Origin of the sequence: Aurantimonas litoralis (assembly GCF_026153195.1) — a bacterium.
In the GTDB taxonomy this organism is placed as follows: Bacteria; Pseudomonadota; Alphaproteobacteria; order Rhizobiales; family Rhizobiaceae; genus Aurantimonas; species Aurantimonas coralicida.
Window position 1 is genome coordinate 1 of sequence record NZ_JAPFBM010000003.1, and the last position, 25,458, is coordinate 25,458.

The 25,458-nt window shown below is 61.9% G+C and carries 26 protein-coding genes, 1 tRNA gene and 2 pseudogenes; 20 read left to right on the top strand and 9 right to left on the bottom strand.

The annotated features are described in order from the left end of the window. Window positions 1-302 precede the first annotated feature (302 nt). From N7I30_RS07450 to N7I30_RS07460, 3 genes are all read left to right on the top strand, one after another. Window positions 303-512 (top strand): YMGG-like glycine zipper-containing protein, encoded by a 210-nt coding sequence (locus tag N7I30_RS07450; protein WP_024351957.1) that lies wholly within the window; start codon window positions 303-305, stop codon window positions 510-512. 213 nt (window positions 513-725) lie between these two features. Beyond that, the gene (locus N7I30_RS07455; RefSeq protein WP_024351956.1) at window positions 726-2,393 is read left to right on the top strand and encodes a long-chain-fatty-acid--CoA ligase; all 1,668 of its coding nucleotides are present in this window, start codon (window positions 726-728) and stop codon (window positions 2,391-2,393) included. Window positions 2,394-2,645: 252 nt separating this feature from the next. After that, window positions 2,646-2,722: transfer RNA gene (locus N7I30_RS07460), tRNA-Met, on the top strand. On the opposite strand, the gene N7I30_RS07465 is transcribed toward N7I30_RS07460, so the two are convergent. Continuing rightward, the gene (locus tag N7I30_RS07465; RefSeq protein WP_498638463.1) at window positions 2,679-4,382 is read right to left on the bottom strand and encodes a recombinase family protein; all 1,704 of its coding nucleotides are present in this window, start codon (window positions 4,380-4,382) and stop codon (window positions 2,679-2,681) included. The two genes, N7I30_RS07460 and N7I30_RS07465, sit on opposite strands and share 44 nt — an antisense overlap. A gap of 19 nt (window positions 4,383-4,401) precedes the next feature. Beyond that, on the bottom strand, window positions 4,402-4,638 hold the full coding sequence (locus tag N7I30_RS07470; protein ID WP_498637850.1) for a hypothetical protein: 237 nt from the start codon (window positions 4,636-4,638) through the stop codon (window positions 4,402-4,404). A 257-nt stretch (window positions 4,639-4,895) separates the two neighbouring features. Between N7I30_RS07470 and N7I30_RS07475 the strand changes: the two genes are divergently transcribed. Further along, window positions 4,896-5,195, top strand: coding sequence for a type II toxin-antitoxin system TacA family antitoxin (locus N7I30_RS07475; protein WP_024707726.1), 300 nt, complete (start codon window positions 4,896-4,898; stop codon window positions 5,193-5,195). Window positions 5,196-5,199: 4 nt separating this feature from the next. Then, window positions 5,200-5,709 carry a GNAT family N-acetyltransferase gene (locus tag N7I30_RS07480; RefSeq protein WP_498637853.1) on the top strand — a complete coding sequence of 170 codons (510 nt, stop codon included), beginning with the start codon at window positions 5,200-5,202 and terminating at the stop codon, window positions 5,707-5,709. 184 nt (window positions 5,710-5,893) lie between these two features. On the opposite strand, the gene N7I30_RS07485 is transcribed toward N7I30_RS07480, so the two are convergent. The 6 genes from N7I30_RS07485 to N7I30_RS07510 all read right to left on the bottom strand — a co-directional run bounded on the left by N7I30_RS07485 (window position 5,894) and on the right by N7I30_RS07510 (window position 10,043). Beyond that, window positions 5,894-6,663, bottom strand: a protein-coding gene (locus tag N7I30_RS07485) for an IS5-like element ISPak1 family transposase (protein WP_498637855.1) whose coding sequence is annotated in 2 segments (ribosomal slippage) — window positions 5,894-6,327 and window positions 6,327-6,663 — 771 coding nt in all. Because the reading frame shifts where the segments join, the coding sequence is not laid out codon by codon here. 287 nt (window positions 6,664-6,950) lie between these two features. Further along, window positions 6,951-7,442 (bottom strand): phosphate-starvation-inducible PsiE family protein, encoded by a 492-nt coding sequence (locus N7I30_RS07490; RefSeq protein WP_377764424.1) that lies wholly within the window; start codon window positions 7,440-7,442, stop codon window positions 6,951-6,953. Window positions 7,443-7,663: 221 nt separating this feature from the next. Continuing rightward, entirely contained in the window at window positions 7,664-8,617 is a 954-nt protein-coding gene (locus tag N7I30_RS07495) for a YfdX family protein (protein ID WP_498637857.1), read from the bottom strand. A gap of 72 nt (window positions 8,618-8,689) precedes the next feature. Further along, window positions 8,690-9,181 (bottom strand): Hsp20/alpha crystallin family protein, encoded by a 492-nt coding sequence (locus N7I30_RS07500; RefSeq protein ID WP_498637859.1) that lies wholly within the window; start codon window positions 9,179-9,181, stop codon window positions 8,690-8,692. Window positions 9,182-9,201: 20 nt separating this feature from the next. Next, the gene (locus N7I30_RS07505) at window positions 9,202-9,600 is read right to left on the bottom strand and encodes an Hsp20/alpha crystallin family protein (protein WP_028720459.1); all 399 of its coding nucleotides are present in this window, start codon (window positions 9,598-9,600) and stop codon (window positions 9,202-9,204) included. A 14-nt stretch (window positions 9,601-9,614) separates the two neighbouring features. Further along, on the bottom strand, window positions 9,615-10,043 hold the full coding sequence (locus tag N7I30_RS07510; RefSeq protein WP_498637863.1) for an Hsp20/alpha crystallin family protein: 429 nt from the start codon (window positions 10,041-10,043) through the stop codon (window positions 9,615-9,617). Between the two features lie 201 nt (window positions 10,044-10,244). Between N7I30_RS07510 and N7I30_RS07515 the strand changes: the two genes are divergently transcribed. The 7 genes from N7I30_RS07515 to N7I30_RS07545 all read left to right on the top strand — a co-directional run bounded on the left by N7I30_RS07515 (window position 10,245) and on the right by N7I30_RS07545 (window position 18,781). Beyond that, complete coding sequence (locus N7I30_RS07515; protein WP_024845974.1) at window positions 10,245-10,676, top strand: MarR family winged helix-turn-helix transcriptional regulator; 432 nt, start codon at window positions 10,245-10,247, stop codon at window positions 10,674-10,676. A 14-nt stretch (window positions 10,677-10,690) separates the two neighbouring features. Then, window positions 10,691-12,523 (top strand): ATP-dependent zinc metalloprotease FtsH, encoded by a 1,833-nt coding sequence (gene ftsH, locus N7I30_RS07520; RefSeq protein ID WP_498637865.1) that lies wholly within the window; start codon window positions 10,691-10,693, stop codon window positions 12,521-12,523. A 63-nt stretch (window positions 12,524-12,586) separates the two neighbouring features. After that, the gene (locus N7I30_RS07525; RefSeq protein ID WP_498637867.1) at window positions 12,587-15,493 is read left to right on the top strand and encodes an ATP-dependent Clp protease ATP-binding subunit; all 2,907 of its coding nucleotides are present in this window, start codon (window positions 12,587-12,589) and stop codon (window positions 15,491-15,493) included. 77 nt (window positions 15,494-15,570) lie between these two features. Further along, complete coding sequence (locus N7I30_RS07530) at window positions 15,571-16,713, top strand: sigma-70 family RNA polymerase sigma factor (protein WP_353392154.1); 1,143 nt, start codon at window positions 15,571-15,573, stop codon at window positions 16,711-16,713. A 26-nt stretch (window positions 16,714-16,739) separates the two neighbouring features. After that, window positions 16,740-17,387, top strand: a complete 648-nt coding sequence (locus N7I30_RS07535) for an HdeD family acid-resistance protein (RefSeq protein WP_092156202.1) — start codon at window positions 16,740-16,742, stop codon at window positions 17,385-17,387. A 211-nt stretch (window positions 17,388-17,598) separates the two neighbouring features. After that, window positions 17,599-18,219: a hypothetical protein gene (locus tag N7I30_RS07540; protein WP_037094075.1), complete on the top strand. Its 621-nt coding sequence runs from the start codon at window positions 17,599-17,601 to the stop codon at window positions 18,217-18,219. 1 nt (window position 18,220) lies between these two features. Beyond that, window positions 18,221-18,781, top strand: coding sequence for an NADH dehydrogenase ubiquinone Fe-S protein 4 (locus N7I30_RS07545; protein ID WP_498637873.1), 561 nt, complete (start codon window positions 18,221-18,223; stop codon window positions 18,779-18,781). Between the two features lie 86 nt (window positions 18,782-18,867). Here N7I30_RS07545 and N7I30_RS07550 read toward each other — a convergent pair whose 3' ends face one another. Next, on the bottom strand, window positions 18,868-19,038 hold the full coding sequence (locus tag N7I30_RS07550) for a hypothetical protein (protein WP_498637875.1): 171 nt from the start codon (window positions 19,036-19,038) through the stop codon (window positions 18,868-18,870). Window positions 19,039-19,102: 64 nt separating this feature from the next. Between N7I30_RS07550 and N7I30_RS07555 the strand changes: the two genes are divergently transcribed. The 8 genes and pseudogenes from N7I30_RS07555 (at window position 19,103) to istB (ending at window position 25,410) form a co-directional block, all read left to right on the top strand. Beyond that, window positions 19,103-19,372 (top strand): thioredoxin family protein, encoded by a 270-nt coding sequence (locus N7I30_RS07555; protein ID WP_498638465.1) that lies wholly within the window; start codon window positions 19,103-19,105, stop codon window positions 19,370-19,372. Between the two features lie 57 nt (window positions 19,373-19,429). Next, window positions 19,430-20,599, top strand: coding sequence for a cation:proton antiporter domain-containing protein (locus N7I30_RS07560; protein ID WP_498637877.1), 1,170 nt, complete (start codon window positions 19,430-19,432; stop codon window positions 20,597-20,599). 114 nt (window positions 20,600-20,713) lie between these two features. Continuing rightward, window positions 20,714-20,944 (top strand): annotated as a pseudogene (locus N7I30_RS07565) (IS481 family transposase); the annotation flags it as partial. A gap of 59 nt (window positions 20,945-21,003) precedes the next feature. Then, window positions 21,004-21,396 (top strand): IS66-like element accessory protein TnpA, encoded by a 393-nt coding sequence (gene tnpA / locus N7I30_RS07570; protein WP_107755219.1) that lies wholly within the window; start codon window positions 21,004-21,006, stop codon window positions 21,394-21,396. Beyond that, window positions 21,393-21,743 carry an IS66 family insertion sequence element accessory protein TnpB gene (tnpB, locus tag N7I30_RS07575; RefSeq protein ID WP_107755220.1) on the top strand — a complete coding sequence of 117 codons (351 nt, stop codon included), beginning with the start codon at window positions 21,393-21,395 and terminating at the stop codon, window positions 21,741-21,743. The genes tnpA and tnpB overlap by 4 nt, the downstream gene beginning before the upstream one ends. Before the next feature lie 59 nt (window positions 21,744-21,802). After that, window positions 21,803-22,815: pseudogene (gene tnpC / locus N7I30_RS07580) on the top strand (IS66 family transposase); the annotation flags it as partial. Between the two features lie 187 nt (window positions 22,816-23,002). After that, complete coding sequence (gene istA, locus N7I30_RS07585) at window positions 23,003-24,520, top strand: IS21 family transposase (protein ID WP_498637880.1); 1,518 nt, start codon at window positions 23,003-23,005, stop codon at window positions 24,518-24,520. Continuing rightward, window positions 24,517-25,410 (top strand): IS21-like element helper ATPase IstB, encoded by an 894-nt coding sequence (gene istB, locus N7I30_RS07590; RefSeq protein ID WP_498637882.1) that lies wholly within the window; start codon window positions 24,517-24,519, stop codon window positions 25,408-25,410. Before istA ends, istB begins: the two co-directional genes overlap by 4 nt. The last annotated feature ends 48 nt before the right edge of the window (window positions 25,411-25,458 follow it).

Consider the following 25,458-nt stretch of genomic DNA (forward strand, 5'->3'; position numbering starts at 1 on the left):
CGCCCCAGCGCCCATGATACTTCGTCTCAAGACGCGGGAAAGTCGGTCGCCGCCAGGTCTGCAAATCGCAAGTTGTCGATAAAATCTTCTTCACACCAAGCACCAAAGCCCCTCGCGCTCCACAGCCGAGGGGCTTTTTGCGTTCGGGGCTTCGAGAGTGGCTGCTGCGACCCTGACGGGACCGTGATCCGGCGACACTCCAAAACCCGTGCCGCGTTCTTGCCGCATCATTCCGTCGGCTTAGTTCTTTGAGGACACCGCATTCGCGACGAATGGCGGGCCTTCGCAGGGAGAATTGCGGCATGAACACCAAGCTCTACACCGTCACCGTCGTCATGGCCGTGATGCTTGCGGCCGCCGGCTGCAGCCGGACGCAGAAGACCATCGGCGGCGCGGCCGTCGGCGGTGTCGGCGGCGCCGTCATCGGCAATGCGGTCGGCGGTACCGGCGGTGCGGTCATCGGCGGCGTCGGCGGTGCGGTCGCCGGCGGCGCCATCGGCCGGAACCTCTAGTCGGGTCAGTCCCGACATTCCAAAGCGATCCGGCCCGCCTTGCCGGCCGGGTCGCCATCGGCGCGGCGCTGTCTCGCACGGATGGCAGCCGATCATCGCGCATTCCTGCCTTCCGAGAAAAGCCGCAGAATTTCCGTTGACGTAAACGGTAGAGCGTTCCGTTTCTCCCCAGTCTGCGCTATCGGTATGGGCGGACAACGGGAGGTGTCGAGAATGCAGAAACCCTGGTTGCAGATCTATCCGGACGGCGTTCCGGCCGAGCTGCCGGATTTCCCCTATCATTCCCTCGGCGAACTGCTGAGCGAAGCGTTCATCCAGCACAAGGACCAGCCGGCGTTCCACTTCATGGGCGCCACGATGCGGTTCAAGGAGCTGGACGAGGAGTCACGCCATTTCGCCGCCTTCCTGCAGTCGCTGGGGCTGCAGAAGGGCGACCGCGTCGCGCTGATGATGCCGAACCTGTTCCAGTATCCGGTGGCGGTCGCCGGCGTGTTGCGGGCCGGGCTGATCGTGGTCAACACCAACCCGCTCTACACGCCCCGGGAACTGTCGCACCAGCTGCGCGATTCCGGCGCCAAGGCGATCGTCATCCTGGAGAACATGGCCTCGACCCTCGAGGCCTGCCGGGCCGAAACACCGGTCGAGCATGTCATCGTGACGTCGATGGGCGACATGCTGCCGACATTGAAGCGGCACCTGGTCAATTTCGTCGTGCGCAAGGTGCGCAAGATGGTGCCGGCCTACAAGCTGGACGGGGCGATCGCCTTTCGCGACGCCATGGCGCGGGGGCGGGCGGCAAGCTTTACCGCGGTCGCCTCGGAGCGCGACGAGCCGGCAGTGCTGCAATATACCGGCGGCACGACGGGCGTTTCCAAGGGCGCGACGCTGACCCATGGCAACATCATTGCCAATGTCCTGCAGTCGGAAGCCTGGCACGCGCCGGCGCTGAAGAACATGCCGGCGAACGAGCAGATCACGACGGTCTGCGCGCTGCCGCTCTACCATATCTTCGGTTTCACCGTGAACATGATGCTGTCGATGCGCACCGGCGGCTGCAACATCCTGATTCCCAATCCACGCGACATTCCCGCGACGCTGAAGGAGCTGAAGAAGTATCGCTTCCACTCCTTCCCGGCGGTCAACACGCTGTTCGGCGCGCTGGCACGACATCCCGACGCCAAGAGTGTCGACTGGTCGCATCTGCGCCTGTCGGTGGGCGGCGGCATGGCCGTCCAGGCGGCAACGGCGGAGCTGTGGCGCAAGCAGACCGGCTGTTCGATCTGCGAGGGCTACGGCCTGTCGGAAACCGCGCCGTCGGCCTGCTGCAATCCGACTGATTCCACCGAATACAGCGGCACGATCGGCGTGCCGATCCCCTCGACCGAGCTGAAGATCCTCGACGAGGAGGGCGGCGAGGTCCCGATGGGCGAACGCGGCGAGATCGCCATTCGCGGTCCGCAGGTCATGGTCGGCTACTGGAACCGCCCCGACGAGACCGCCCGGGTGATGACCGCCGACGGCTTCTTCCGCACCGGCGATATCGGCGTGATGGACGAGACCGGGCGCTTCAGGATCGTCGACCGCAAGAAGGACATGATCAACGTCTCCGGCTTCAACGTCTATCCCAACGAGATCGAGGAGATCGTCACGCGGATGCCCGGCGTCGTGGAAGCGGCGGCGATCGCGATCCCGGACGAGAATTCCGGCGAGGCGGTGAAGCTGTTCGTCGTGGCGAGCGATCCGGAGCTGACGGCAGACAAGGTGAAGGCGTTCTGCCGGGACAACCTGACTGGCTACAAGCGGCCGCGCGAGGTGGAGTTCCGCGACGAGCTGCCCAAGAGCGGCGTCGGCAAGGTGCTGCGGCGCGAATTGCGCAACTGAAGCGCCGGCAACTGAACCAGCGGCGGCAGCGGCCGCCGTGGCTTTGGCCCCGAGGGCAGGTGGCGACGCTTCTCAAGCGACGCCACCTCTGCTAGCCTTTCGGGCCTGACAGGAGGGATCGGCCCGCGAGCGTCGCGTGAGCCGGAGAGGATTTCGTTTTCTCGAAATTCCACGAGATTTCCTCTTCACATTCATCCGCCTGTCGCATATATGGAGGTCACCGGCGACGCGGAACGCGCCGCACGGCGATGGCGCGGGGTGGAGCAGCCCGGTAGCTCGTCAGGCTCATAACCTGAAGGTCACAGGTTCAAATCCTGTCCCCGCAACCATCTTTACTTGCTCGGGCAACAAGTGAAGATTAGATCCAGCCCCCGCAACCATCTTTACTTGCGAAGACCCCGCCCCCGAGGCGGGGTTTTTCGTTTGCGCGGAAATCGTAAGGATTCCAGCAAGATCGCCTTGAACGTCGATCTCCACCTTGCCCTCAACAGGCGTCAGCACGATCTGATCTACCAACGAGCGAATGGTGTCGGCTGCCTCTACCCGCTTGCCCTCTTCTTCATCCTGAAGCGAGTCGTAGAGCTGCTGGATGCGCTTGCGGTATTGCAGCGCCATGCTCGGGTGCAACAGGGCCGGCGGCTCGTCAGCTTCGGCCAGGAACAGTTCCAGTTCCTTCTTCCGCTTTTCCAAGCTCACCATCTTCGCATTGAGAGCGTCGGCAGCGCCGCCTTTAAGGATCAGGTTGAGCAGGGTTTCGAGTTCCCGATCAATCTTCGCGATCTCGGCTTCCGCCGAGGCAATACCGGCGCGGCCTTCCATTCGTAGGCGGTTCATCTCTTGCGTGAACACCTCGCAGAAATGGGCAAACAGCTCAGGGTCAACGAGTCGGGTGCGCAGCGCATTCAGCACGCGCGATTCCAACTCGTCGCGACGGATATTGACGCGGTTGTTACAGGTGCCCTTATTGCGAGCTGTAGAGCATCCGATCAGCGTTGCCGAGATCGCGGAGTACCCGCCACCACAGCATGAACATTTGGTGAGGCCCGAGAAGAGGTATTTTGGGCGCCGCCGATGATTGACAGTGCGGACATCCGTGCAGCCGTTGTCGTCGCGGGTGAGCTTGTTCTTCTCCTGCCTTGCCTTCACAGCATTCCAGAGATCATCGTCGAGGATCCGAAGCTCTGGTGTCTCCTGGATGACCCATTCCGATTCGGGGTTGGGGCGCGCCTGCCGCTTTCCGGTGTTCGGGTCCTTTACGAAGCGCTGCCGGTTCCAGACGATCTTGCCGACATACATCTCATTATTGAGGATGCCGTTGCCACGCTTCGGGTTGCCGTTGATCGTGCTGAAACCCCAGTCGCCGCCCGAAGGAGCCGGAATGCCGTCCTTGTTCAGTGCAAAGGCTATGGTCTTGGCCGACTTGCCGGCCGCGTAGTCGCGGAAAATGCGGCGAACGACGGCGGCCTGGTCTTCGTTGATGGTGCGGTCGCCGCGAATGGGTTCGCCATTGGCATCCAGCTTCTTGACCACATCGTAGCCATAGGAATTGCCGCCACCCGATTTGCCAGCCTCGACACGGCCGCGCTGGCCGCGGCGGGTCTTGTCGGCAAGATCCTTGAGGAAGAGGGCATTCATTGTGCCCTTGAGGCCGACATGCAGATGGCTGACCTCGCCCTCCGACAGGGTGAATATCTTCACATCCGCATAGGACACGCGTTTGAAGATTCCGGCGATGTCTTCCTGATCACGCGAGAGGCGATCCATAGCCTCTGAGAGGATCACGTCGAAGCGACCAGCCATGGCGTCGGTCATCAGAGCCTGGATGCCCGGACGGATCAGCGAAGCGCCGGAGATTGCGTGGTCGGTATATTCTTCGATGACGTGCCAACCTTGCTTTTCGGCATGGAGGCGGCACATGCGAAGTTGGTCGGCGATGGAAGCGTCGCGTTGATTGTCAGAAGAATAACGGGCGTAGATCGCGACTTTCAAAACATTGCTCCCATCCGCATCAGGAGGTGCGCTTCCTCCTTTGCCTGGATAACTTCACTTCCTCGGCAAAGCATTCCCGTGCCGCCTGCTTTGCCAGGATGCCGACCAGACGCAGAAGGCGAGGGTCGGGACTGCCGCGCGGCGTAAACGTCAACTCCGGCGCGTCCAGCAGCAAAGATTCGAGCAGCGCTTCGCGCTCTCCTCCTGTCATCTTTGCTGTGTTTTGTGAGGCTCGCAAGGTCATAACTGACAGCATTCGTCCCGTGCCCGGTATAAGCAATGGAATTTACGGGCGAACATTTGGCGGCGATCAGTATGCCGACGCGTGTCATGGCGTGCGGCGGCGTGGTCTGGCGTGCCGTGGCATAGTGAAATGACCTGTCGGAATCGATCGCTGTCGCCGTCATCTTTCGCCTCGATACTACCCCATCGGAAGCTGTTGCTTGTGGATGCGACTTTATCGTATTGTATTTAGAGATACAAGATGCCATCTTCCGACCAAGGAGAATCGCCATGGCCAACACTGCCGAACGCAAGGAATATCCGATCTCAATGCGTCTGCCCGAGGCCGATGTTGCCATGATCGATCGTGCCGCCAGCCTGCGCGGCCGTTCGCGCACCGATTTCGTGCGAGATGCCGCTGTGCGCGCGGCCGAGGAGGTCGTCATGGAGCAGGGCCTGATCCGGATGAGCCCGGAAGGCTTTGCTCAGTTCATGGATGTGCTGTCGCGCCCGGCCGCTCCTGTTCCGGAGATGGTTGAAGTGCTGAAGCGGCCTGCGCCGTGGGAGCCCGGCTACGCGGCGAAGCGGTAATCCCTTGCTGCTTTCAGGACCCGAGCCGCTTTCCGCCGCCCACGATGTTTCTGAGTTTACCTGTGGCAAGCCGACGCTCGACCGCTGGCTGAAAACCCGCGCGCGCTCCAATCAGCAGAAGGGCTTTACCGCCGTTCTCGTCGTGCATGAGGCAGGGCGTGTGGTGGGATATTACGGCCTTGCACCAACAGCCGTTGTGCCATCGGTGCTACCGCGCTCCATCCGGACGGGGCAGCCCCCTAATCCAATTCCCTGCATGCTGCTTGGCCAGCTCGCGACCGATATCGGCTCGGCAGGGTTGGGCATCGGGACTGGCCTTGTGAAGCACGCCCTCCAACGCTGCGTTCAGGCCGCATCGCTGATCGGTGGGCGGGCATTGATGGTCAACGCCGTCGACGGGGAGGCTGCCGGATTCTGGCAGCGTCGAGGATTTGAGCCTGCCAGAGATGATGGACTGGTCCTGTTTCGCTCGATCAGCGATATTGCTGCGTCGCTCCGTGAGGCTGGAAGGTGAATGGTCCAATGTTTCGTGGATGTCTTCCTTGCTAAATTTGAGGCAAGGACCTACGCCGGACATTCAAGACGGTGACCGGCAAGGCGAGGATCTCGAAGGAAATCCGCTTCCGCCTCCAGAACCACGCGTTGCAGGATGCCAGCTGCAAGAACCATGACCGCTAGGGTCAGGACTCGTTCTCGATTCATAGCCAGAACATGACGGTTGCGGCGAGGGCGATGGCTGAGAGGAAGACCTTCGGGCATCTGTCGTAACGGGTTGCGACCCGTCGCCAGTCCTTCAGCCGCCCGAACATGATCTCGATCCGGTTGCGGCGTTTGTAGCGGCGCTTGTCATACTTGACGGGTTTTCCACGGGACTTCCGTCCCGGTATGCAGGGCTTAATCCCCTTGTCTTTCAACGCATCTCTGAACCAATCGGCATCATAGCCACGGTCGCCCAGCAGCCATTCTGCCGCCGGCAAGCTGCCCAACAGGGCCGCAGCACCGCTGTAGTCGCTCACCTGACCTGCAGTCATGAAGAACCGGATCGGCCGCCCATCAGCGTCGGTGACGGCGTGCAGTTTGGTGTTCATGCCGCCTTTGGTGCGGCCGATCAGGCGGCCCCTCTGGTCGCCGGGCCCCCTTTTTTCGCCCGCAGGCTGGAGGCCGTGCGATGCGCCTTCAGATAGGTCGCGTCTATCATCACCGTCTTCGGAACGGCCGCCTCGGAGGCCGGGCCTTCCATCATCCGGGCGAAGACGCCTTTCTCGCCCCAGCGCTTCCAACGATTATAGAGGGTCTTCGGTGGACCATACTCCTTGGGCGCATCGCACCACCGCAAGCCATTGCGATTGATGAAGATAATGCCGCTGAGAACACGCCGGTCATCGACGCGCGGCTTGCCGTGGCTCTTCGGGAAAAACGGCTGAAGGCGGGCCATCTGCGCATCCGTCAGCCAGAAAAGGTTGCTCATGATCCAGTCTCCTTGCGGAGCCTGAATCATGCCGCGCGGCTGAAATCAATGGGTCCTGACCCTAACCCAGGGGCGCGGAAATCAAGTCGTGCGGCACGAAACGCCGCGCGCGACAGGCAAAGCATCAAAGACCTCGTAGCGCACAAGGGCACTGACGGGTGGCATCACGCCCATTTCAAGCCGCCGAGCCCGCGACCCGCGACCGGAAAAGGTCAAAAATCGAGGTGCCCTTATGATGATGAGTGCGGCAGAGGTTGATGAAACAAGTCGAACGAAAACGCTTCGGCTCATTGATCGCCTTCGGCATTTTTAGCACCGGGCTCTTCGCGCCGGTCCTGATCGCGCACCAGCCAGTGGACTGCTCCGAGCGCAAGAGCCGCGCCCGCGAGGGCGGCAATCTTGGCTGGCTCCGTCTCGCCAAGATCGAGGATGATAAATTTGCGCGCGATCGCGAGGAGCGCGATCAGCACGATCGTGCGGACCTGGAGAATGCCGAAGCTGCGTTCTGTCGCCACAAGAAGGGAGCGCTTGAACTCGAGCGCAATTACAACGGTGAAGATCATTCCGAACACCACCTGGAAGGTGGCGTAATCGAGCGTGTTGAACGCTCCCAAGACCAACCGGTTCACGACCTCGCGCATCAGCGCCCAAACCGACGCCACGACGATAACCGCAATGATGGCGCTGAGGACGAAAATGACGACCTGTTCGAACTTCTCGTAGAGCGTCATCGCCGACCATTGTTCACGGGTTAGCCGGGATGGTTTCAGGTCTTTCATCAGTACCCCTCGAAGTTCCCCCCGAATAGACAAGCTCTCCCTGGCTTCGCCGCAGACCGGGATCATTCGGGAATTCTTTACCTGCGATGGAGCCAGGAACCAATTGTTATGTGTCGAGAACCGGGACTCTGGGCCCAGACTATCGATCGTTCCTCAGTCTTCCTGCGAAAGAGCCCCGCCGCTGGTCTCGTTTGCGGCGGGGCTCCATTAGAGGTTCTCTTTTAGTTGAAGATGCGCGTTCGAAGTTCCTTGAACCGGGTCGCAATCGTTTCGAAGATCCCTCCGGTATCCTCCTGCGCCTCAATCTGACGGTCCAACTCATCCAGCGCCTCATACAGATCCTCGAAATCGCTTTCGCGGCCGTAGCCGAGCGCTTCGGCGATTTTGAGTTCCTGGCGTGCCGCCTCAACATAGTCGGCGGCCGTCAGATCGGCATCTTCAGTAGCGGCTTTATCTTCAGTAGCGGCCTTGTCGTTTGCCGCCTCACCGTCGTCATTGAGCAGAGCTTTGGCCTTCTCGATCATCGCTACGGCTCTGAGCGGAGGCAGGGCGACCACTGTGTCGGTCACCACCTGGGTGCTCAGTGCGGCGTTGAGTACCGTCATCGCTTCGTCGGTCTTTCCGTCATCAAGCAGTGCCGTCGCTGCAAGGATCGCGTCGGGATAGGTCGCAAGCGGAAGGCTGGTTGTCCGGATGACAACCTCGGACGCGAACCCGCTCAGCAGCGGTCTCGCTTCCTGGAACTTCCCATCGTCGACCAAGTCCTCGATCTGTTTGCCGAGTTTTCGGACGGCTTCGACGCTGCCCAGAACGTCATAGGTGAAATGATCGATCCGTACGGGCGCCAAAGCGAGATCCGGTTCACGCGCGACGACGGTCTCGAGCTTCCCCGTGGCCAACGCGAGCGCAGCAATCGCCGCATCTGTATCGCCCTTCTCGATCGCGGCGATCGCAGCGTTCGTTTCATCGAGCGCGTCGACCGCCTCCTGGATCAGGGCGGTGCGTTTATCGGCGATCTGTGAATCGGTTTCGGCGGTCACGCTCTCTTCGACCTGCTCCCGGTTGACCGCCTGCGCTTCAGCTTCCGCCTGAGCCGTATCCTGAGACCAGGAAGGGCCGGCGCTGACAATCAGCAGGGCCAAAGCTGTTCCCGCGTAAAGATTCCTGAGTTTCATCAGTCTGTTCCTTTCGGCTGTGATTGGTTCTACGGCGGTTTTGCCGCAGAGTCGGCACGATCAATGCCCGGCTCAGGCCTCCTTGACCGCGATTTTCCTGACCTTGGCTTGCGCCTCGGGAGTCTGGGGCAGCTTGATCGTCAGAACCCCGTTCTTGAAGGAGGCTTGCGCCTTTTCGCCATCCACACCGGGAGGGAGCGGAATTGTCCGGTAGATCGCGCCGTAGCTGCGCTCGGACAGGTAATACCCCTTTTTCTCCTCCTGGCGCTCGATCTTCTTCTCCCCCTTCACAGTCAACATGTCATCGTTGACCGTCACCTCGATGTCCTTCATCTCCATGCCCGGCAGCTCGATCGATACTTCGATCGCCTTGTCGGTCTCGACCACGTCGGATTTGGCTTCGCCGCTGCCAAAGGGCCATTCGAAATGACCGACACGGTTCCAGAAGTTCTCGAACACATGGTTCATTTCGCGCTGAAGCGTCGCCATCGGGTTGTCTTCGCTGCTCTTGGCGTCTGGCGCGCCGTCCTTGCGCGCCCAGGGGATCAGGTCCTTGATCTGCATGATGGTGTCTCCTTCGGTTTTCAGGCGCCCTTGACGGCGATCCTTTTTGGCTGCGCTTCAGGGGCTCGGGGGAGCGTCAGGGTGAGGACGCCTCCGCGCATCTCGGCCTCGATCCTGTCGGGGTCGAAATCCTCGGAAAGCGTGAAGGCCCTCTCGAAATCACCCTCGCCATATTCGGCATAGGCAAGTTCCAGGTTTTCTGGCCGCATCGGCTCAACCTTGCCGCGGATCGTCAGCACGCGGTTTTCGAGTGTGATTTCGACCGCATCGGCGGCGACCCCAGGCATTTCGAGCATCATGGAGACACCCTGATCGGTCTCGACGATATCGGTCAGCGGGCGGTAGATGCGGCCGCCTCCGGCGGTCTCGGGCGCGTCGGTCGGCGTCTTTTCGATGGCTTGCGTGATGTCGGTGCTCATCGTTCCAGCTCCTCTCAGGCTGCCTTGATCTCGATTTTCTTTGGCTTTTCTGCCTCGGGCCGGGAGATGACGATCCGCAATACGCCGTTCGTCATCCTCGCCTCGACCTTGTCATCCGAGGCCGCGAATGGCAGGCGGATAGCGCGGGAAAACTTGCCATAACCGCGTTCGTTGCGGTGCCAGCGCGCACCTTCGGGAACCTCGGGCGCCTTGCGTTCGCCCGACAGCGTCAGGACGTTGTCCTTAACCGAAATTTCAATGTCGCCCGGCTCAATGCCAGGGACTTCGGTAGTAACGGCGACGGCTTCCGCACCCTGCCAGACATTCACTGCTGGGAATACCGCGCGAGACGGCGACGGCCAAAAACTGCGGTCGAGATCGCGCATCATGGAGCGCATCAGCGCGAAGGGATCGCTGCGGCGCAGATATGTCGGATAGAGCATTGCTGGCCTCCTGTTGCTGATCGATGCCCCCGAACCGGCGGCATGGTCCGACCGGGCAACGGTGCCGGCTGGATGTCGGTTCGGAGACCACCCATCAAGATAGGCGGTTCCATTTATTATGCAAGCATATATGATGCTTGCATTGCACTTTGGTGGACCGCAGTCTATCCTGTTTCTCATGCAGACGGAGGAAAGATACCCTTGATCACTTCTGATCTCGCCCTGATCGGGACGACGATCCACCGGGTCGCGCAGCTCATCCAGCAGCGGATCGACAACGAGATTGGCGACAGCGGCCTGACCCGCCTGTCCTGGATGGGGGCGGCACATGTCGAGGATTCGCCCGGGCTGACCATCGGCGATCTGGCCGGGCGGCTGGAGGTGGGCCGGGCCACTGCGGGCCAGCTCGTCGATCGCATGGTCCGGGGCGGCTGGGTCGAGCGGTCGCCCTCGCTCGACGACAGGCGGTCGCAGATCGTCACCGCAACGTCGAAGGCCCGGGCGATGCTGGAGGAACTCGCGCCGCGGCAATCGGCGCTCGAACATGAAATCCTGCAGGATCTGTCGGCAGACGAAAGGCGCATCCTGCTGGCGCTGCTCGAGCGGATCAGGGCGCGGCTCGGGCGCCAGTGAAAGGGACAAGCGGCATGGAAAGGAAGACCGAATATAACATCTGGTACTGGGTGGTGGCTTTCATAGCCGTGCTTTTCATCCAGAACCTGATCGCCGGCTGGCAATCCGTCGCACCGATCAGCTACAGCCAGTTCGAGAGCTATCTCGAGGATGGCAGGATCGCGTCCGTCGCGGTCGGCGCGGACACCATCACCGGCACCTTCACCGACCCCGTCGACGGCAAGAGCCAGTTCGTCACCACGGTCGTGGATCCCGCGATCCTGCAGCGGATCGACCGCTCCGGCGTCGAGATCACGGGCGTTCCTCAGAACACCTTTCTCGGCACGCTGATTTCCTGGGTGGCGCCAGCGCTTGTCTTCTTCGGAATCTGGATGCTGCTGTTCCGTAAGTTCGCCGACAAACAGGGTTTCGGCGGGTTCATGCAGGTCGGCCGCAGCAAGGCCAAGGTTTACATGGAAAAAGAAACCGGCGTCAGCTTCGCCGACGTGGCCGGTGTGGACGAGGCCAAGGCCGAGCTCGAGGAGGTCGTAGAGTTCCTCAGGAACCCCGCCGAATACGGAAAGCTGGGCGCACATATCCCCAAAGGCATATTGCTCGTCGGGCCGCCGGGAACCGGCAAGACGCTTCTGGCGCGCGCGGTGGCAGGCGAGGCCGGCGTGACCTTCTTTTCGATCTCGGGCTCCGAGTTCGTCGAGATGTTCGTGGGCGTCGGTGCCGCACGGGTGCGCGACCTGTTCGAGCAGGCCCGGAAATCCGCCCCGGCGATCATCTTCATCGACGAACTCGACGCTCTTGGGAGGGCGCGCTCCTCCGGCCAGATCGCCGGTGGCCATGATGAGCGTGAGCAGACGCTGAACCAGCTTCTGACCGAGCTCGACGGATTCGACCCTTCGGTGGGCATCGTGCTCCTGGCCGCCACCAACCGGCCCGAGATCCTCGACCCCGCGCTGCTGCGTGCGGGACGCTTCGACCGGCAGGTGTTGGTGGATCGGCCCGACAAGAAGGGACGCGTGCAGATTCTCGGCGTGCACATGAAAAAGGTGAAGCTCGCCCCAGACGTCGATGCCGAGAAGGTCGCAGCGCTTACTCCCGGCTTTTCCGGCGCGGACCTCGCCAATCTCGTCAACGAGGCAGCATTGCTCGCCACGCGCCGCAAGGCTGATGCGGTGACGATGGACGACTTCAACAATGCCGTCGAGCGCATCATCGCGGGGTTGGAAAAGAAGAACCGCGTGCTCAATCCGCGCGAACGCGAGATCGTGGCGCACCACGAGATGGGGCACGCGCTGGTGGCGATGGCTCTGCCGGGGGTGGACCCGGTGCACAAGGTCTCGATCATACCGCGCGGGATTGGCGCGCTCGGCTACACCATCCAGCGCCCGACCGAGGACCGCTTCCTGATGACGCGGGAGGAACTCGAGAACAAGATCGCAGTCCTGCTGGGCGGGCGCGCGGCAGAGAAGATCATCTACGATCATGTCTCGACCGGGGCGGCGGACGATCTGGTCAAGGCGACCGACATCGCCCGCGCCATGGTCGCGCGGTACGGGATGGACGAAGACCTCGGGCAAGTCAGCTACGACACCGATCGGCCCGGCTTTCTCGGCACCGGCGACCAGGCGTCCTGGCTCAACCGCCGCTACAGCGAGGCCACGGCCGAGCGAATGGACATAAAGGTGCGCGACATCGTGGATGGCGTGTTCAAGCGCACCCTCACCCTTCTTGAATCCAATCTGGATCTTCTCGAGCAATCGGCGCAGGATCTCCTGCAACGAGAGACACTGGACGAGCCCGATCTGGTGGTAATTGGGTCCAAGCTGAAACGAACGGAAGCGGTCGCTGCGTGACACTGTCACTGGCGCAGATGATCGGCGAACAACCCTGACTGGATAAAGAAACGGAGAAGACGAATGGCAAACGGAGCTTGCGATATTTGCGGTCGCCCGGCGACGGCGCGCGTGCGCGCCTCGGTGAACGGCAGGGTTCAGAACATGGAGCTTTGCGACCAGCATTACAGCGAAATGGCGCGCCGGTCGGGGCGCAGCGCCTCGCCGCTGGAGTCCCTGTTCGGACGGCGTTCCCTTCTTGACGAATTCTTCGGCGAGAGCGGTTTCGGCAGCCTCTTTGGTGACAGTCCGCTGCGAGGCGGCACGCTCGGCTCCATGGGTGACGGCGATGACGCTGTCGTCGACGCCACTTTCGGCGAGGGCGCGCCGCGGCGTGGATCGCGGCGCGGCGGCGGACGCACCATCGCCGACCGGCTGAGCGAACAGGGCAACAAGCTGCTGCAGGATGCAGCACAGAAGGCCGGGGAATTCGGGCGCAGCGAGGTCGACACCGAACATCTGCTTCTGGCATTGACCTCGTCTGACGTCGTCAAGACGATCCTGGAACAGTTCAAGGTCGATGTGGACGATCTGCGGCGCCAGATCGAGAAGGAAGCGAAGCGTGGAGACGCCAAGACGGAAGGCGAAATCGGCGTCAGTCCTCGCCTGAAGGACGCGCTGAACCGGGCCTTCATCGCCTCGAACGAACTCGGCCATTCCTATGTCGGTCCCGAGCACCTGCTGATCGGCCTTGCCGAAGAGGGCGAAGGCCTCGCGGCGGCGATGCTGCGCAAGCTGGGGTTGACGCCGCAGGCGCTGCGTCAGCAGGTGACGAAGGTGGTCGGCAAGGGTGCCGAGGAAGGCCGCGTCGAGACTCCGTCGAACACCCCCGATCTCGACCAGTTCAGCCGTGACCTGACGAAGCTCGCCCGCGAGGGCAAGCTCGATCCCGTCATCGGCCGCGCCCGCGAGATCGAGACGACGATCGAAGTGCTGGCCCGCCGGAAAAAGAACAACCCGGTGCTGATCGGCGAGCCCGGCGTGGGCAAGACCGCCATCGTCGAGGGACTTGCCCAACGGATCGTCGCGGGCGAAGTGCCCGAGGCGCTGCGCGACAAGCGGCTGGTCGAGCTCAACATCAACTCGATGGTGGCCGGGTCGAAGTATCGCGGCGAGTTCGAGGAGCGAGTCCAGAAGATCCTCAAGGAGATCACCGAGGAGAAGGACAGCCTGATCCTGTTCATCGACGAGATCCACACCATCGTCGGCGCCGGCCAGGGCGGTGGCGAAGGTGGTCTCGACATCGCCAACACCTTCAAGCCGGCGCTGGCGCGGGGCGAGCTGAACCTGATCGGTGCGACGACGCTCAACGAGTACCAGAAATACATCGAGAAGGACGCGGCGCTCGAGCGACGGTTCCAGCCGGTCTATGTCGAGGAACCCACGATAGCTCAGGTCATCATGATCCTGCGCGGCCTGCGCGACACGCTGGAGGCGCACCACAAGGTGACGATCACCGACGAGGCCATCATCGCCGCCGCGGAGCTTTCGGATCGCTATATCACCGGTCGCTTCATGCCCGACAAGGCGATCGACCTGATCGATCAGGCAGCCGCGCGGGTGAAGATCAGCGCCACGGCGCGCCCCGTGGAAGTCCAGGAGCTGGAAGCCGAGGTCGCGCAGATCAAGCGCGAGCAGGACTATGCCGCAGCCCGCAAGCAATTCGACCGGGCAGCGGAACTGAAGAAGGAGCTGGAGCAGAAGCAGAAGGAGCTGGACGAGCTTCTGGAAATCTGGAAGCGCGACCAGGCTTCGGCGACCGCCGAGGTGCGCGCCGATCACGTCGCGCAGATCGTCTCCAAGATCACCGGCGTTCCAGTCACGGAGCTCACCACCGAGGAGAAGGACAAGCTCCTCAAGCTCGAGGAGAAGCTGCACGAGCGCGTCATTGGCCAGGAAGAAGCGATCCGCGCCGTGGCCGATGCGGTGCGCCTGGCGCGTGCGGGTCTGCGCGAAGGTTCCGGTCCGACTGCGACCTTCCTGTTTCTCGGGCCAACCGGGGTTGGCAAGACGGAATTGGCCAAGACGCTCGCAGAGGTGATCTTCGGCGACCAGGATGCGCTGATCCGTATCGACATGTCGGAGTATGGCGAGCGCCACTCGGTTGCCCGGTTGGTTGGCGCACCTCCGGGCTACGTCGGATACGACGAAGGCGGGCAGCTGACGGAGAAGGTGCGCCGTCGGCCCTACTCGGTCGTGCTCCTCGACGAGATCGAAAAGGCGCATCCCGATGTCTACAACATCCTGTTGCAGGTGTTCGACGATGGCCGCCTGACAGATGGCAAGGGCCGCGTGGTGGACTTCACTAACACCATCATCATCGCCACCTCGAACCTCGGTTCGGACATCATCCAGCGCAACCTCAAGAAGCGCGGCAGCAGGGAGTTCGACGAGGCCAAGCAGAAATCCGAACTGATGGAGGTGTTGCGCGGTCATTTCCGGCCAGAGTTCATCAACCGGATCGACGAGATCATCGTCTTTCATTCGCTGAATCAGTCGGAGATCCGCCAGATCGTCGAGTTGCAGCTCAACCGGGTGAAGCGGACCGCCCTTACCCAGGGCGTCGAACTCGAACTCGATGTGAGCGTCGTGGATCACTTCGGCGCGGTCGGCTTCCGCCCCGAATTCGGTGCCCGCGAGCTACGCCGGCTGATCCGGTCGGAGCTGGAGACCGAGTTGGCTCGCGAACTGCTCTCGGGGCGGATCGAGGATGGCGACAAGGTCCGCGTCGCCTGGTCAGCGGACGAACAGAAGGTCGTGTTCGAAAAGATCGTAAAGGACACCGGTGACGACAGCCCGGACGATCCGGCCCAAGCCGGGATCGGCGAGTCCAGCGCAGTTGCCGAAAACAAGGCGGACGCTCCGACGCCCGATGTCCCGGTCGACGCCAAGGATAAGGAGCAGTCCAAGGGCGATAAGTCTACCGGGTGACGTCGTGAAGGACTGGCCGGCGCGATGACGGTCGCGCCGGCTCATTTCGTCGGAGGGTTACAGGAAGGATCCACGGCATGAAAGTCATCAGAGCATTTCGCAATCTTGACCGGCACGGGCAACAGCGCGCGCCTGAGGTCATCGAGGAAGAGGTGCGGCAACTTGAACCTCATCTTGTACGCTTCAGCGAAGATCTCGTCCGGCTCGAAGTCGTCGCCTCCCAGACGAGGGGCAAAACGCGCATCCAGGTCAGCCTGCGCCTGCAACTGCCCTCGGGCGTGATCGCGGCGCAGGAAGAGGGGTTCGAGATCGAGCCTGTCCTGCGCAAGGCCTTTGCCGACCTGCGCCACCAGGTCGATCGGCATGTGGCGCGCCTCAAGCACGAGCCTGAATACAAGCGTCCCGCCCGCCGGCGCCGGATCGGCGCCCCGCTGCCGCCCGCGCGGGATGCGGCGGAGGCGGAGCGGCGCCAACTCTTCTTCGACCTGATCGAGGATCATCTCGATACGGTCTACGACACCGTCAGGCGCGAGTTGATCTATCTCGAATGCAGCGGATCTGTGCCGGAGGGTTACCTCAGCGTTCGCGATCTTGTCGATGCGACGATCCTCAAGGGACTGGAAAGGTTCGAGCAGCGGCCCACCGAGTTTTCCATAGGCGACTGGCTGCTGAAACTGGCTTTCGAGAGCATCGAGGCCGAGGCGCGCGCCGCGCGCCGCGCGGTGCCGGAGGACGCCGCCTCGATCGACGCGAAACCCGAGACTCCGGCCGAGGAACCCACTGAGGCGGATCAGGCGATGTTCGAGTTCTACCAGCCCGACGAAGTGCTGATGCTGGAGGACCTCCTCGCCGACGACGGCGGCACAGACCCCGAGAGCCAAGCGGATCGGCATAAGATCGCCATGGTGCTGCACCGGGCAATCGCCGATCTTCCGTCGGTCGAACGCCGCGTTCTCTATCGGCTCCACCTCGACAGCGCTACGATCGCGGAGACGGCAGACCTTTTCGGCCTGACCGAGACAGTGGTCGCCGAGATCGCAGAAAATGCGGGCGCGACCCTACGCGCGAGGCTTGCCGAAGCCGGGTTGGTCAGAGATCCATCAGGCCGCGCGCCCATCGAACGGGAAATCGCTCACACGCAGCGTCTGCCTCAGCCGATCGAGGATCGCCGCCGCGTGGCCGCCGCCCTAACCGGCGAGGAGGCCGGCTCCGACACCTGACATGGAACTGAATAGGAGATCGACCAATGACCACAGCCTCTGAAAACCCGACCGACAAGATGCAGGACATGCTGTGCAGCCTGTCCCGGAATTGGTGGGCATTCGTGTTACGCGGCGTGCTCGCATTGATCATCGCAGTGCTAGCCTTCGTCATGCCTGCGGAAGCGCTTCTGGCGCTCACGCTGGTCTTCGGCGCGTTCGCCTTTGCCGACGGCGTGTTCGGCCTCGTCGCCGCGATACGTAACATCCGCAAGGGCGAACGCTGGGGCTGGCTGATGTTCAGCGGCATTCTGGGCATCGCCACGGGCGTCGTCGTGGTTGTCTCGCCTTTTGTCGCGACGCTTGTGCTTGCGACATTCCTCTGGGCCAGCATCGCATTCTGGTCCGTGTTCTCGGGTGCCCTCGAGATCGCGGCAGCGATCCGCCTGCGAAAGGAAATCAACGGCGAAATCTGGCTGATCCTCAGCGGCCTTCTCTCGGTCGTTCTCGGTGTCGTCGTGACCTGGATGCTGCTGACGCGCCCGGTCGAAAGCTTCCTCGCGCTCGGCTGGCTGATCGGCTTCTACGCCGCGGTCTTCGGGGTGATGATGATCCTCCTCGGGCTACGGCTTCGCAAGGCGGATCGTTCGGACGGTGCGGCCTTCGATAACGCTCCCCCATCGGCAAAGGCGTGAGGTGCCCTGTGGTGGATGACGGGCGACTTGCCGGCGAGGAGCACGATTTCACCCGATGGGACGAAACGATCTTCGACCGTTGCCTGAGCACCGGCTTCAATCCGTTCGGCAGCGGTCCGACGCCAATCTTCCTGCGGCACCGGGACGCAGAGGCGCCGGACGCCGATGCGAAGCCGTGCATGCCACCTGACACCGAAAATGCGAGGTGCTGATGTCGAACCGCCTGCCTGACTTGGCATTTGCTGCTGCGGCCGCTGCCTTGGGCATCGGCATCGTTTTCGTTTTTCGTTCGATGTATCTTGCCGAAGACATACTGCCTTTCGCGCAGGAGATGACGCTCATCTTCCTCGGCGCTGTCGTGACGATCATTCTGACCGCGGCGCTTCTCAATCGCCAGACCGATCTCGAGCTTCGCAAGGAAGGAAGGGTCATCATCCTCCAGCAGCAATGCGACATTTACATGGCCTGCATCGAGAAGGTCGCAGAGATCGTGGAAACCGCAAGGCACGATGCGAAGCTGATCGATGAACTGCGTGTTCTCAGCCACAAGCTGGCTGTGGTCGCGAGTGCAGGGGTCGTGTCCAGCTTCGAGCAGGTACTGGAGAGCTTGCAGTCCGGTTTTGCTGACGGCACGCTCTCGGACGGGGACGGAGAGGGCGTGATGAATGCCGTCGCCGATCTCACGATAGCGATGCGGTCGGACGTCCTGCACGCTGCTGCCTTTCCTTCGCAGAACACCGAACGCGCCGTTCGCCTGAATTCGAGGCGAATGGAAAAACTCGACGATCTCGAACGTCACCTTCTCGTATCCACCGACACCCGGGAGAACTGATATGCGCGGCCATAATCGCCCACCATTCCCGCCGAAAATTCCCGGAACCGATCTGCCATCCTGGGACGTTCCGACCGCGATCATTTACCGACCGGCTCGTTCCGCGATGACGTCGGCGCCGCGGCCCAACTACTGGATACTGGAATTCGAGCCGTCTCGGCCGCTGCAGGTCGAGCCGCTGATGGGATATACCTCCAGCAACGATCCCTATCGTTCGATCCGGCTGAAGTTTCCGGATCGCGACAGCGCCGTGGACTTCGCAGAGCGGCAGGACTGGCATTATGTCGTGCGCGAGGACGCTGGGGGAGCCCGGATGGCGAACCCTTGGGCGGGTGAGACGCGCCACCGGCTGCACAGGGGCGTCGATGCCCCGGGAGCCTTCCGGGTCCCGTTCCGCCCCGATCGCCGCCTCTCAAGAGGCGTCCAGCATGAGAGCACGCCCGACCCGTCTACCAGCGACAGGGAGAGTTTCGATCCGGTCCTCGAAGCCTCGCTCGAATCCTTCCCCGCCTCTGATCCTCCGGCGTGGACGGCTGTGACAATTGCAAGAAAGACGACGTGATGACGGCCAGCTGCATGCGCTCGGGGAAATGAGATGTTTCCATGGGCCAATACCGTTGCTCGCAGATACCCCCCGTGGCCGTCTGGTCAGTCGTCGGGATCAGCCTTCTCGCTTTCCTCTGCCAGAGCGGCCTGCCGCCGCGCGTGCTGGACCGGTTCCTGTTCGAGTTCGCGCTGGTGCCGTCGCGCGTCTTCGGTCAGCTCCGCCTCGTCGCCCCGTCCGACTGGACCCCGTTCCTGACCAACATCTTCCTTCATGCGGGCTGGCTTCACCTCATCCTCAACATGTGGACGCTGTGGATCTTCGGCCCCGCCGTCGAAGATCGGCTCGGACCGGGTAGATTCACGCAGGGCCGAGTGGTGCGGGCCATGCAAGATGATGGCGCCCCAGTTCGAGGCGGCGGCGCGCTCGCTCGAACCCCATGTCCGCCTGGGCAAGCTCGACACCGAGGCCGAACAGCAGATTGCCGGCCGCTACGGGATCCGCGGCACTCCCACCATGATCCTGTTCAGGAGCGGCAAGGAAATCGCGAGGACGAGCGGTGCAATGCCTGCCGCGCAGATAGCGCAGTGGGCGCGGTCGCACGTCTAGAGTTTACAGGTATTGGCCTTACCTGCGCCATGCCATCAGGAGAAGAAGGACAAGAACATGCATGGCGTGACCGGATTTATTGAAAGTGCGGCCTTGTTGGTCTTTGCCGCGTTCGTGCTCGTTACGATATGTTCACGGATCGGCGTGCCCAGTATCGTCGGTTACATTCTTGCCGGCATAGTCATCGGACCTGCCGGCCTCGGCCTGATTGCCGAAAACGCTGCCCTGAGCAGTATTGGCGAAATCGGAGTCGTACTCCTGCTGTTCGCTCTTGGCCTGGAATTCTCGTTCGAGAAGCTCGTAACGCTCAGGAAGCATGTCTTCGGTCTTGGAGCCGCGCAGGTTGCAGTCACGACGATATCGGTGTCGTTGATAGCGAGTCTGATCTTCGATCTCGCGCCCGTCCCCGCAATCCTCATCGGCGGGGCCGTTGCCATGTCATCCACGGCCATGTGCCTCAAGGTGCTCGCAAGCGCGAACGCTCTGGGATCGGCCCAAGGGCGTCTGGCCATTGCAGTGCTTCTGTTTCAAGACTTGGCAGCTGTAGCATTCCTGCTTCTGCACGATTCGATGAGCGGAGCCGCCGAGGGACATGGCGTGATAACGGTCGTCGCCAGTGCAACGGCATTGGTTGCAGCTCTGTTCATTGCGCGTGGCCCGTTGCAGTTGCTGGCCCGTTGGGTAGCGTCGCGTGGCGATCCGGAACTTGCCCAGCTTCTCGCGCTCACCATTGCACTAGGGTCCGCGATTGTCGCGGCCACCGCCGGCCTTTCTCCGGCACTCGCCGCATTCGCGGCCGGCATGATCATTGGCGAGGGAGACGCGCGCCATGCTGTCGAGAACGAGATACGGCCTTTCCGCGATTTGTTTGTCGGGATATTCTTCGTCGGTATCGGGACTCAATTGCCACTTTGGATCCTTCCATCTCAATGGCCTGCCGTGCTGGTCTGGCTTGCAATAATACTCTGCGGAAAGACGCTGATTGTTTTCGTCGTCGCCCGACTATTCGGCGAAGCGCTTCAGACCTCATTGCGGACCGGAGTCATCCTGGCCAACGGGGGAGAATTCAGCCTGATGTTGCTATCGGTTTCCTCGACGTCGGGTACAGTGGCCGAGGAGTTCGCCGGCCCCCTCCTCCTCGCGATTGGAGTGAGCATGTTGGCTGGAAGTCTTATGATTAGATGGGCGGGGTCAGGCTTAGGATCAGTCGACATTAGGCCCTGTTGACAAAGTATGGCAGCCATATTTTTGCGGTGGCCAAGGCGAGAAATGCTGACACTCTATGTGTTTGATCCCATGGTTTGATGGTGCGATCCTTTCTCAGGAATGGAAGGAGGCACTATGGGACAAGTTCGTCACGGAAGCGCCACGACCACGCACGCTGTCAGAGCAGCAATACAGCGATCGCAGGCTTCGCTCGCGACGCTGAGCCGGGAGTTCGGCATCAATCCCAAGACAGTGGCGAAGTGGCGCAAACGGGCGACGGTCGAGGATCTGAAGACCGGGCCAAAGGAACCTCGTTCAACGACCTTGACCGAGGCAGAAGAGGCAATGGTCGTTGCGTTCCGGCGTAAGCATTCGCGGAGGGCCGTCTGGCTGTTGAGCGGGCTGAACGTTTATCGAGTGTCCTTATGGACGCACACGAAGACACTCGCCGTATTCAAGTTTTGTCGGTCTCTGATACCGGCCGTCGTCGGCGTTGGACGGATGACGAGAAAATCCGCATCGTTGAGGAAAGTCATGGCGGTGGCGTGACTTTGGCTGAGGTCGCGCGGCGCCATGATATTTCGCGATCACAGCTTTACGATTGGCGATATAGGCACAAGCATGGGCTGCTTGGGGCTATGCCGCAATTTTTGCGCGTCCTTCAGGTAGCAGACTGTTCTGGCCCTGATGATGTTCCAGCGCCGCCAGCGCCTGTATTGACGATCGACCTTGGCCCTCGGTGTCGTGTGACGATCCCCTCCGGCTTTGACATGGAGGCTGCTGCGCGTCTGCTCAATGGCTTGATGGTGCGGCCATGATTGCGTTTCCGGCTGGCACGAAGGTGTGGATTGCAGGTGGCGTGACGGACATGCGGCGTGGAATGAACACCTTGGCTTTGGCGGTCCAGCAGGGTCTTGGGCGTGATCCGCATGCGGGTGAGATCTTTTGCTTCCGGGGTCGCAAAGGTGATCTGGTAAAATTGCTGTGGCATGATGGGGTCGGCATGTCGCTGTATGTGAAACGCCTCGAGGCAGGCAAGTTTATTTGGCCTGTGAGCCAGGGTGGCACGGCGGTAGCGATCTCCGCAGCCCAGCTCGGCTATCTTCTGGAAGGGATCGACTGGAGGAACCCGCGCTGGACGCAAAGGCCTGAAAGGGCTGGATAATTTGCACAGCAGCGCCTGTTTTTATTGGCCTTTCGCCGTGTTCATGATAGGCATCTGCCATGTCAGATGCCGCCTTGCAAATCGCCGAATTGCGCGCCGCACTTGCTGCGCAGACTGCCTCGGCTGAGGCTGCACACGCCCGTGCACAGGCGGCGGAAGCCGAATTGGCGCAGGCCCGCGCCTTGGCATCCTGCACGGAAGCGATGATCCAGGAATTGAAGCTGGAGATTGCCAAGCTGCGGCGCGACAAATACGGCATCTCCTCCGAGCGTCGCGCACGGCTGATTGATCAGCTGGAATTGCAGCTTGAAGAATTGGAAGCAGCTGCCACCGAGGATGCGCTGGCGGCTGAAGTGGCCGCTGCTGCGGACACGACCAGCACGGTGCGCGCCTTCACGCGGCGTAAACCGGTGCGCAAACCCTTTCCAGACCATCTGCCGCGTGAGCGTGTTGTGGTCGAGGCGCCGACCAGCTGCACCTGCTGTGGTTCCGACCGGATCGTGAAGATGGGCGAGGACATCACCGAGACGCTTGAAGTGATCCCCGTCAGTGGAAGGTGATCCAGACCGTTCGCGAGAAGTTCACCTGCCGGGCCTGCGAGAAGATCAGCCAGCCGCCGGCCCCGTTCCACGCCATTCCACGCGGCTGGGCTGGGCCGCAGCTGATCGCGATGATCGCTTTTGACAAATATGGACAGCACCAGCCATTGAACCGGCAATCTGAACGCATTGCGCGGGAGGGGATTGAGCTTAGCCTGTCCACTCTGGCTGATCTGATCGGTCATGCCTGTGCGGCACTGGCACCCATCCATGCGCTGATCGAGCGTCACGTGCTGGACGGGGGCCGTCTGCATGGCGATGACACAACCGTGCCGCTGCTGGCCCGCGGCGGCACGAAGACGGCGCGGCTCTGGACCTACGTGCGCGATGACCGTCCTTGGGATGGGGGTGCGCCACCTGCCGCCCTCTTCGAGTTCTCGACAGATCGTCGCAAGGAGCATCCGACCCGACATCTGGCTGGATGGCATGGCGTGCTGCAATCGGACGTCTATGGCGGCTACAATGACCTTTTTTTGGCATGCGGCACGACAATCAAGATGAGATTCCGCGACAAACAGGATGAGACGTTGCGTCGTGCGTGTGTCGGAGGGAGGGCGTAGCCCGACCGGAGGCACACGCACGACGCTTCGCCCGTTTTTGGGTCTGTGATCGCGGTCGGCCCGGTAGGCTTGTGGTTTTCAGGAATGGAGAACCATCTTTGTGCCGGGGCGCCATGTAACCGATCAACAGACGAGACTTTTCATGAAGCTGAGACAGGACCACCCCATCGAAGTCGCCGCGGCCAGGGCCGGTATGAGCCGGGCGAGCGGATACCGCATTTCGAAAGATCCCCAACTGCCATCGCAGAGGGCGCAGCCGCGAGGCCGGCGGCGCCCGGACCCGCTTGAGCACATTTTCGACGCTGAAGTCATCCCGCTTTTGCAATCAGCCCCGGGTCTTCGGCCGGTCGCAATTTTTGAGGAGATGCTGCGCCGCCACCCTGACCTGTCGCCGGGTATCCGCCGGACGCTGGAGCGGCGGATCCGGGCCTGGCGGGCGGTGCATGGCGAGGAACAGGAGGTGATCTTTAGACAGGTTCACGAGCCCGGCCGGCTCGCACTGTCGGATTTCACCGACATGGGGGCGCTCGACGTGACCATTGCCGGTCAGCCCCTGGATCACCTGCTTTACCACTTCCGCCTGCCGTGGTCGGGCTTCGAGCATGCCCATGTCATCCTTGGCGGAGAGAGCTTTGTCGCCCTGGCCGAAGGGTTGCAGAATGCGCTCTGGTCGGTGGGCGGAGCGCCGTCTTCCCATCGCAGCGACAGTCTGTCGGCGGCTTTTCGCAACCTCGATGCCGACGCGCGGGCGGATCTCACGACGCGCTATGACGCCCTGTGCACCCATTACCGGATGACGCCGACCCGCAACAACAAGGGGGTGGCGCATGAGAACGGCTCGATCGAAAGCGCCCACGGCCATCTCAAGAGCGCGATCCGGGATGCGCTGTTGATGCGGGGCTGCGCCGACTTCGACGATCTCGATGGCTACCGCGCCTTCATCGATGAGATCGTGGGGCGCCGCAATGCTGCCCGCGGCAAGCGTATCGCAGCCGAACGGTCCTATCTGCAGGGGCTGCCCGCGCGCCGCACCACGGACTTCGAGGAGGTGATCGTCACCGTTTCCAGCACCGGCGGCTTCACCTTGCGCAAGGTCTTCTACACCGTGCCCTCCCGCCTGATCGGGCACAGGCTGCGCGTGCGTCTGTTCGACAATCGCCTTGAGGTCTTCACCGGCGGCACCCACCTGCTGACCCTGCCCAGAGGGCGGGCCAGGGCCAACGGCAAGCATGACCAGGTCGTGAACTATCACCATGTCATCCATTCGCTGCGCAGAAAGCCCATGGCGCTATCGAGGCTGGTCTATCGCGACAAGCTCTTTCCGCGCCAGGAATACCGCCGGGCCTTCGAAGCGCTCATCGACCGGCTGCCCGAACGGCAGGCCTGCAAGATCACAGTCGAACTGCTTGCCCTGGCGCATGATCGCGGCTGTGAGGCGGAACTGGCCAGCGAGTTGAGCCGGGTTCTCGGGGACGGTGGACTTCCGGACCTTGTCGCCTTGCGAGGGAAGTTCACACCGCACGCAGGCAGTCTGCCGGTCGTCACCGTGCAAACCGTGTCTCTGGACAGCTATGAAGCGCTTGTCAAAACGGTGGATGCAGCAGGAGTACCGGCATGACGAACTCCCATACCGTCGATGAGGCCCGCCTCTCCATCATGCTGAACGACCTGCGGCTGCCAACCATCAAGATGCTCTGGCCGCAATTTGCCGAACAGGCTGACCGGGAGGGCTGGCCGGCCGCCCGCTTCCTGGCCGCTATTGCTGAGCACGAACTGGCCGAACGCGCCCACCGCAGGGTCGCCCGACACCTTGCCGAAGCGCACCTGCCGCCCGGAAAGACAATAGACAGCTTCGACTTCGACGCCGTTCCAATGATCTCGAAAGCACAGGTCATGGCCATGGCGGCGGGAGATAGCTGGCTGGCCAAGGGTGCCAATGTCCTGATGTTCGGGCCGCCCGGCGGCGGCAAATCCCATCTCGCGGCCGCCATTGGCCTGACACTGATCGAGAACGGATGGCGGGTGCTCTTCACGAGAACCACAGATCTCGTCCAGAAGCTGCAGGTGGCCCGCAGGGAACTGCAGCTCGAGGCCGCCATTGCTAAACTGGACAAGTTCGACCTGATCATCCTCGACGATCTCGCCTATGTCACCAAGGACCAGGCCGAAACCAGCGTCCTCTTCGAACTGATCTCCGCGCGATACGAGAGGCGGTCCATCATGATCACCGCCAATCAGCCCTTCGGCGAATGGAACAAGGTCTTCCCCGACCCCGCAATGACGCTCGCCGCCGTCGACAGGCTTGTCCACCATGCGACCATCTTCGAGATGAACGTGGAAAGCTACAGACGGCGCACCGCAATGGAGGCAAAACGCAAGAGAGGCAGGCCTGCCTCATACGCGACAATCAGCAATACCTCCATGATTGACGCGGAACGACAAACAACAGGCGAAGAAAATCTTGCCAGCGACAATCAGGATGATAACCTCACCAATGCCGCGACATAGAATCTCATCCTGATTGTCGCCAGCGTCTCATCCAGATTGTCGCGCTAT

What these genes read in the sequence shown, in the direction of transcription:
- N7I30_RS07450 (WP_024351957.1), top strand. Translation starts at nt 303, where the DNA reads ATGAACACCAAGCTCTACACCGTCACCGTCGTCATGGCCGTGATGCTT.
- N7I30_RS07455 (WP_024351956.1), top strand. Translation starts at nt 726, where the DNA reads ATGCAGAAACCCTGGTTGCAGATCTATCCGGACGGCGTTCCGGCCGAG.
- N7I30_RS07470 (WP_498637850.1), bottom strand. Translation starts at nt 4,638, where the DNA reads ATGCTGTCAGTTATGACCTTGCGAGCCTCACAAAACACAGCAAAGATG.
- N7I30_RS07475 (WP_024707726.1), top strand. Translation starts at nt 4,896, where the DNA reads ATGGCCAACACTGCCGAACGCAAGGAATATCCGATCTCAATGCGTCTG.
- N7I30_RS07490 (WP_377764424.1), bottom strand. Translation starts at nt 7,442, where the DNA reads ATGAAAGACCTGAAACCATCCCGGCTAACCCGTGAACAATGGTCGGCG.
- N7I30_RS07495 (WP_498637857.1), bottom strand. Translation starts at nt 8,617, where the DNA reads ATGAAACTCAGGAATCTTTACGCGGGAACAGCTTTGGCCCTGCTGATT.
- N7I30_RS07500 (WP_498637859.1), bottom strand. Translation starts at nt 9,181, where the DNA reads ATGCAGATCAAGGACCTGATCCCCTGGGCGCGCAAGGACGGCGCGCCA.
- N7I30_RS07505 (WP_028720459.1), bottom strand. Translation starts at nt 9,600, where the DNA reads ATGAGCACCGACATCACGCAAGCCATCGAAAAGACGCCGACCGACGCG.
- N7I30_RS07510 (WP_498637863.1), bottom strand. Translation starts at nt 10,043, where the DNA reads ATGCTCTATCCGACATATCTGCGCCGCAGCGATCCCTTCGCGCTGATG.
- ftsH (WP_498637865.1), top strand. Translation starts at nt 10,691, where the DNA reads ATGGAAAGGAAGACCGAATATAACATCTGGTACTGGGTGGTGGCTTTC.
- N7I30_RS07525 (WP_498637867.1), top strand. Translation starts at nt 12,587, where the DNA reads ATGGCAAACGGAGCTTGCGATATTTGCGGTCGCCCGGCGACGGCGCGC.
- N7I30_RS07530 (WP_353392154.1), top strand. Translation starts at nt 15,571, where the DNA reads ATGAAAGTCATCAGAGCATTTCGCAATCTTGACCGGCACGGGCAACAG.
- N7I30_RS07535 (WP_092156202.1), top strand. Translation starts at nt 16,740, where the DNA reads ATGACCACAGCCTCTGAAAACCCGACCGACAAGATGCAGGACATGCTG.
- N7I30_RS07540 (WP_037094075.1), top strand. Translation starts at nt 17,599, where the DNA reads ATGTCGAACCGCCTGCCTGACTTGGCATTTGCTGCTGCGGCCGCTGCC.
- N7I30_RS07545 (WP_498637873.1), top strand. Translation starts at nt 18,221, where the DNA reads ATGCGCGGCCATAATCGCCCACCATTCCCGCCGAAAATTCCCGGAACC.
- N7I30_RS07550 (WP_498637875.1), bottom strand. Translation starts at nt 19,038, where the DNA reads ATGAAGGAAGATGTTGGTCAGGAACGGGGTCCAGTCGGACGGGGCGAC.
- N7I30_RS07560 (WP_498637877.1), top strand. Translation starts at nt 19,430, where the DNA reads ATGCATGGCGTGACCGGATTTATTGAAAGTGCGGCCTTGTTGGTCTTT.
- tnpA (WP_107755219.1), top strand. Translation starts at nt 21,004, where the DNA reads ATGGACGCACACGAAGACACTCGCCGTATTCAAGTTTTGTCGGTCTCT.
- tnpB (WP_107755220.1), top strand. Translation starts at nt 21,393, where the DNA reads ATGATTGCGTTTCCGGCTGGCACGAAGGTGTGGATTGCAGGTGGCGTG.
- istB (WP_498637882.1), top strand. Translation starts at nt 24,517, where the DNA reads ATGACGAACTCCCATACCGTCGATGAGGCCCGCCTCTCCATCATGCTG.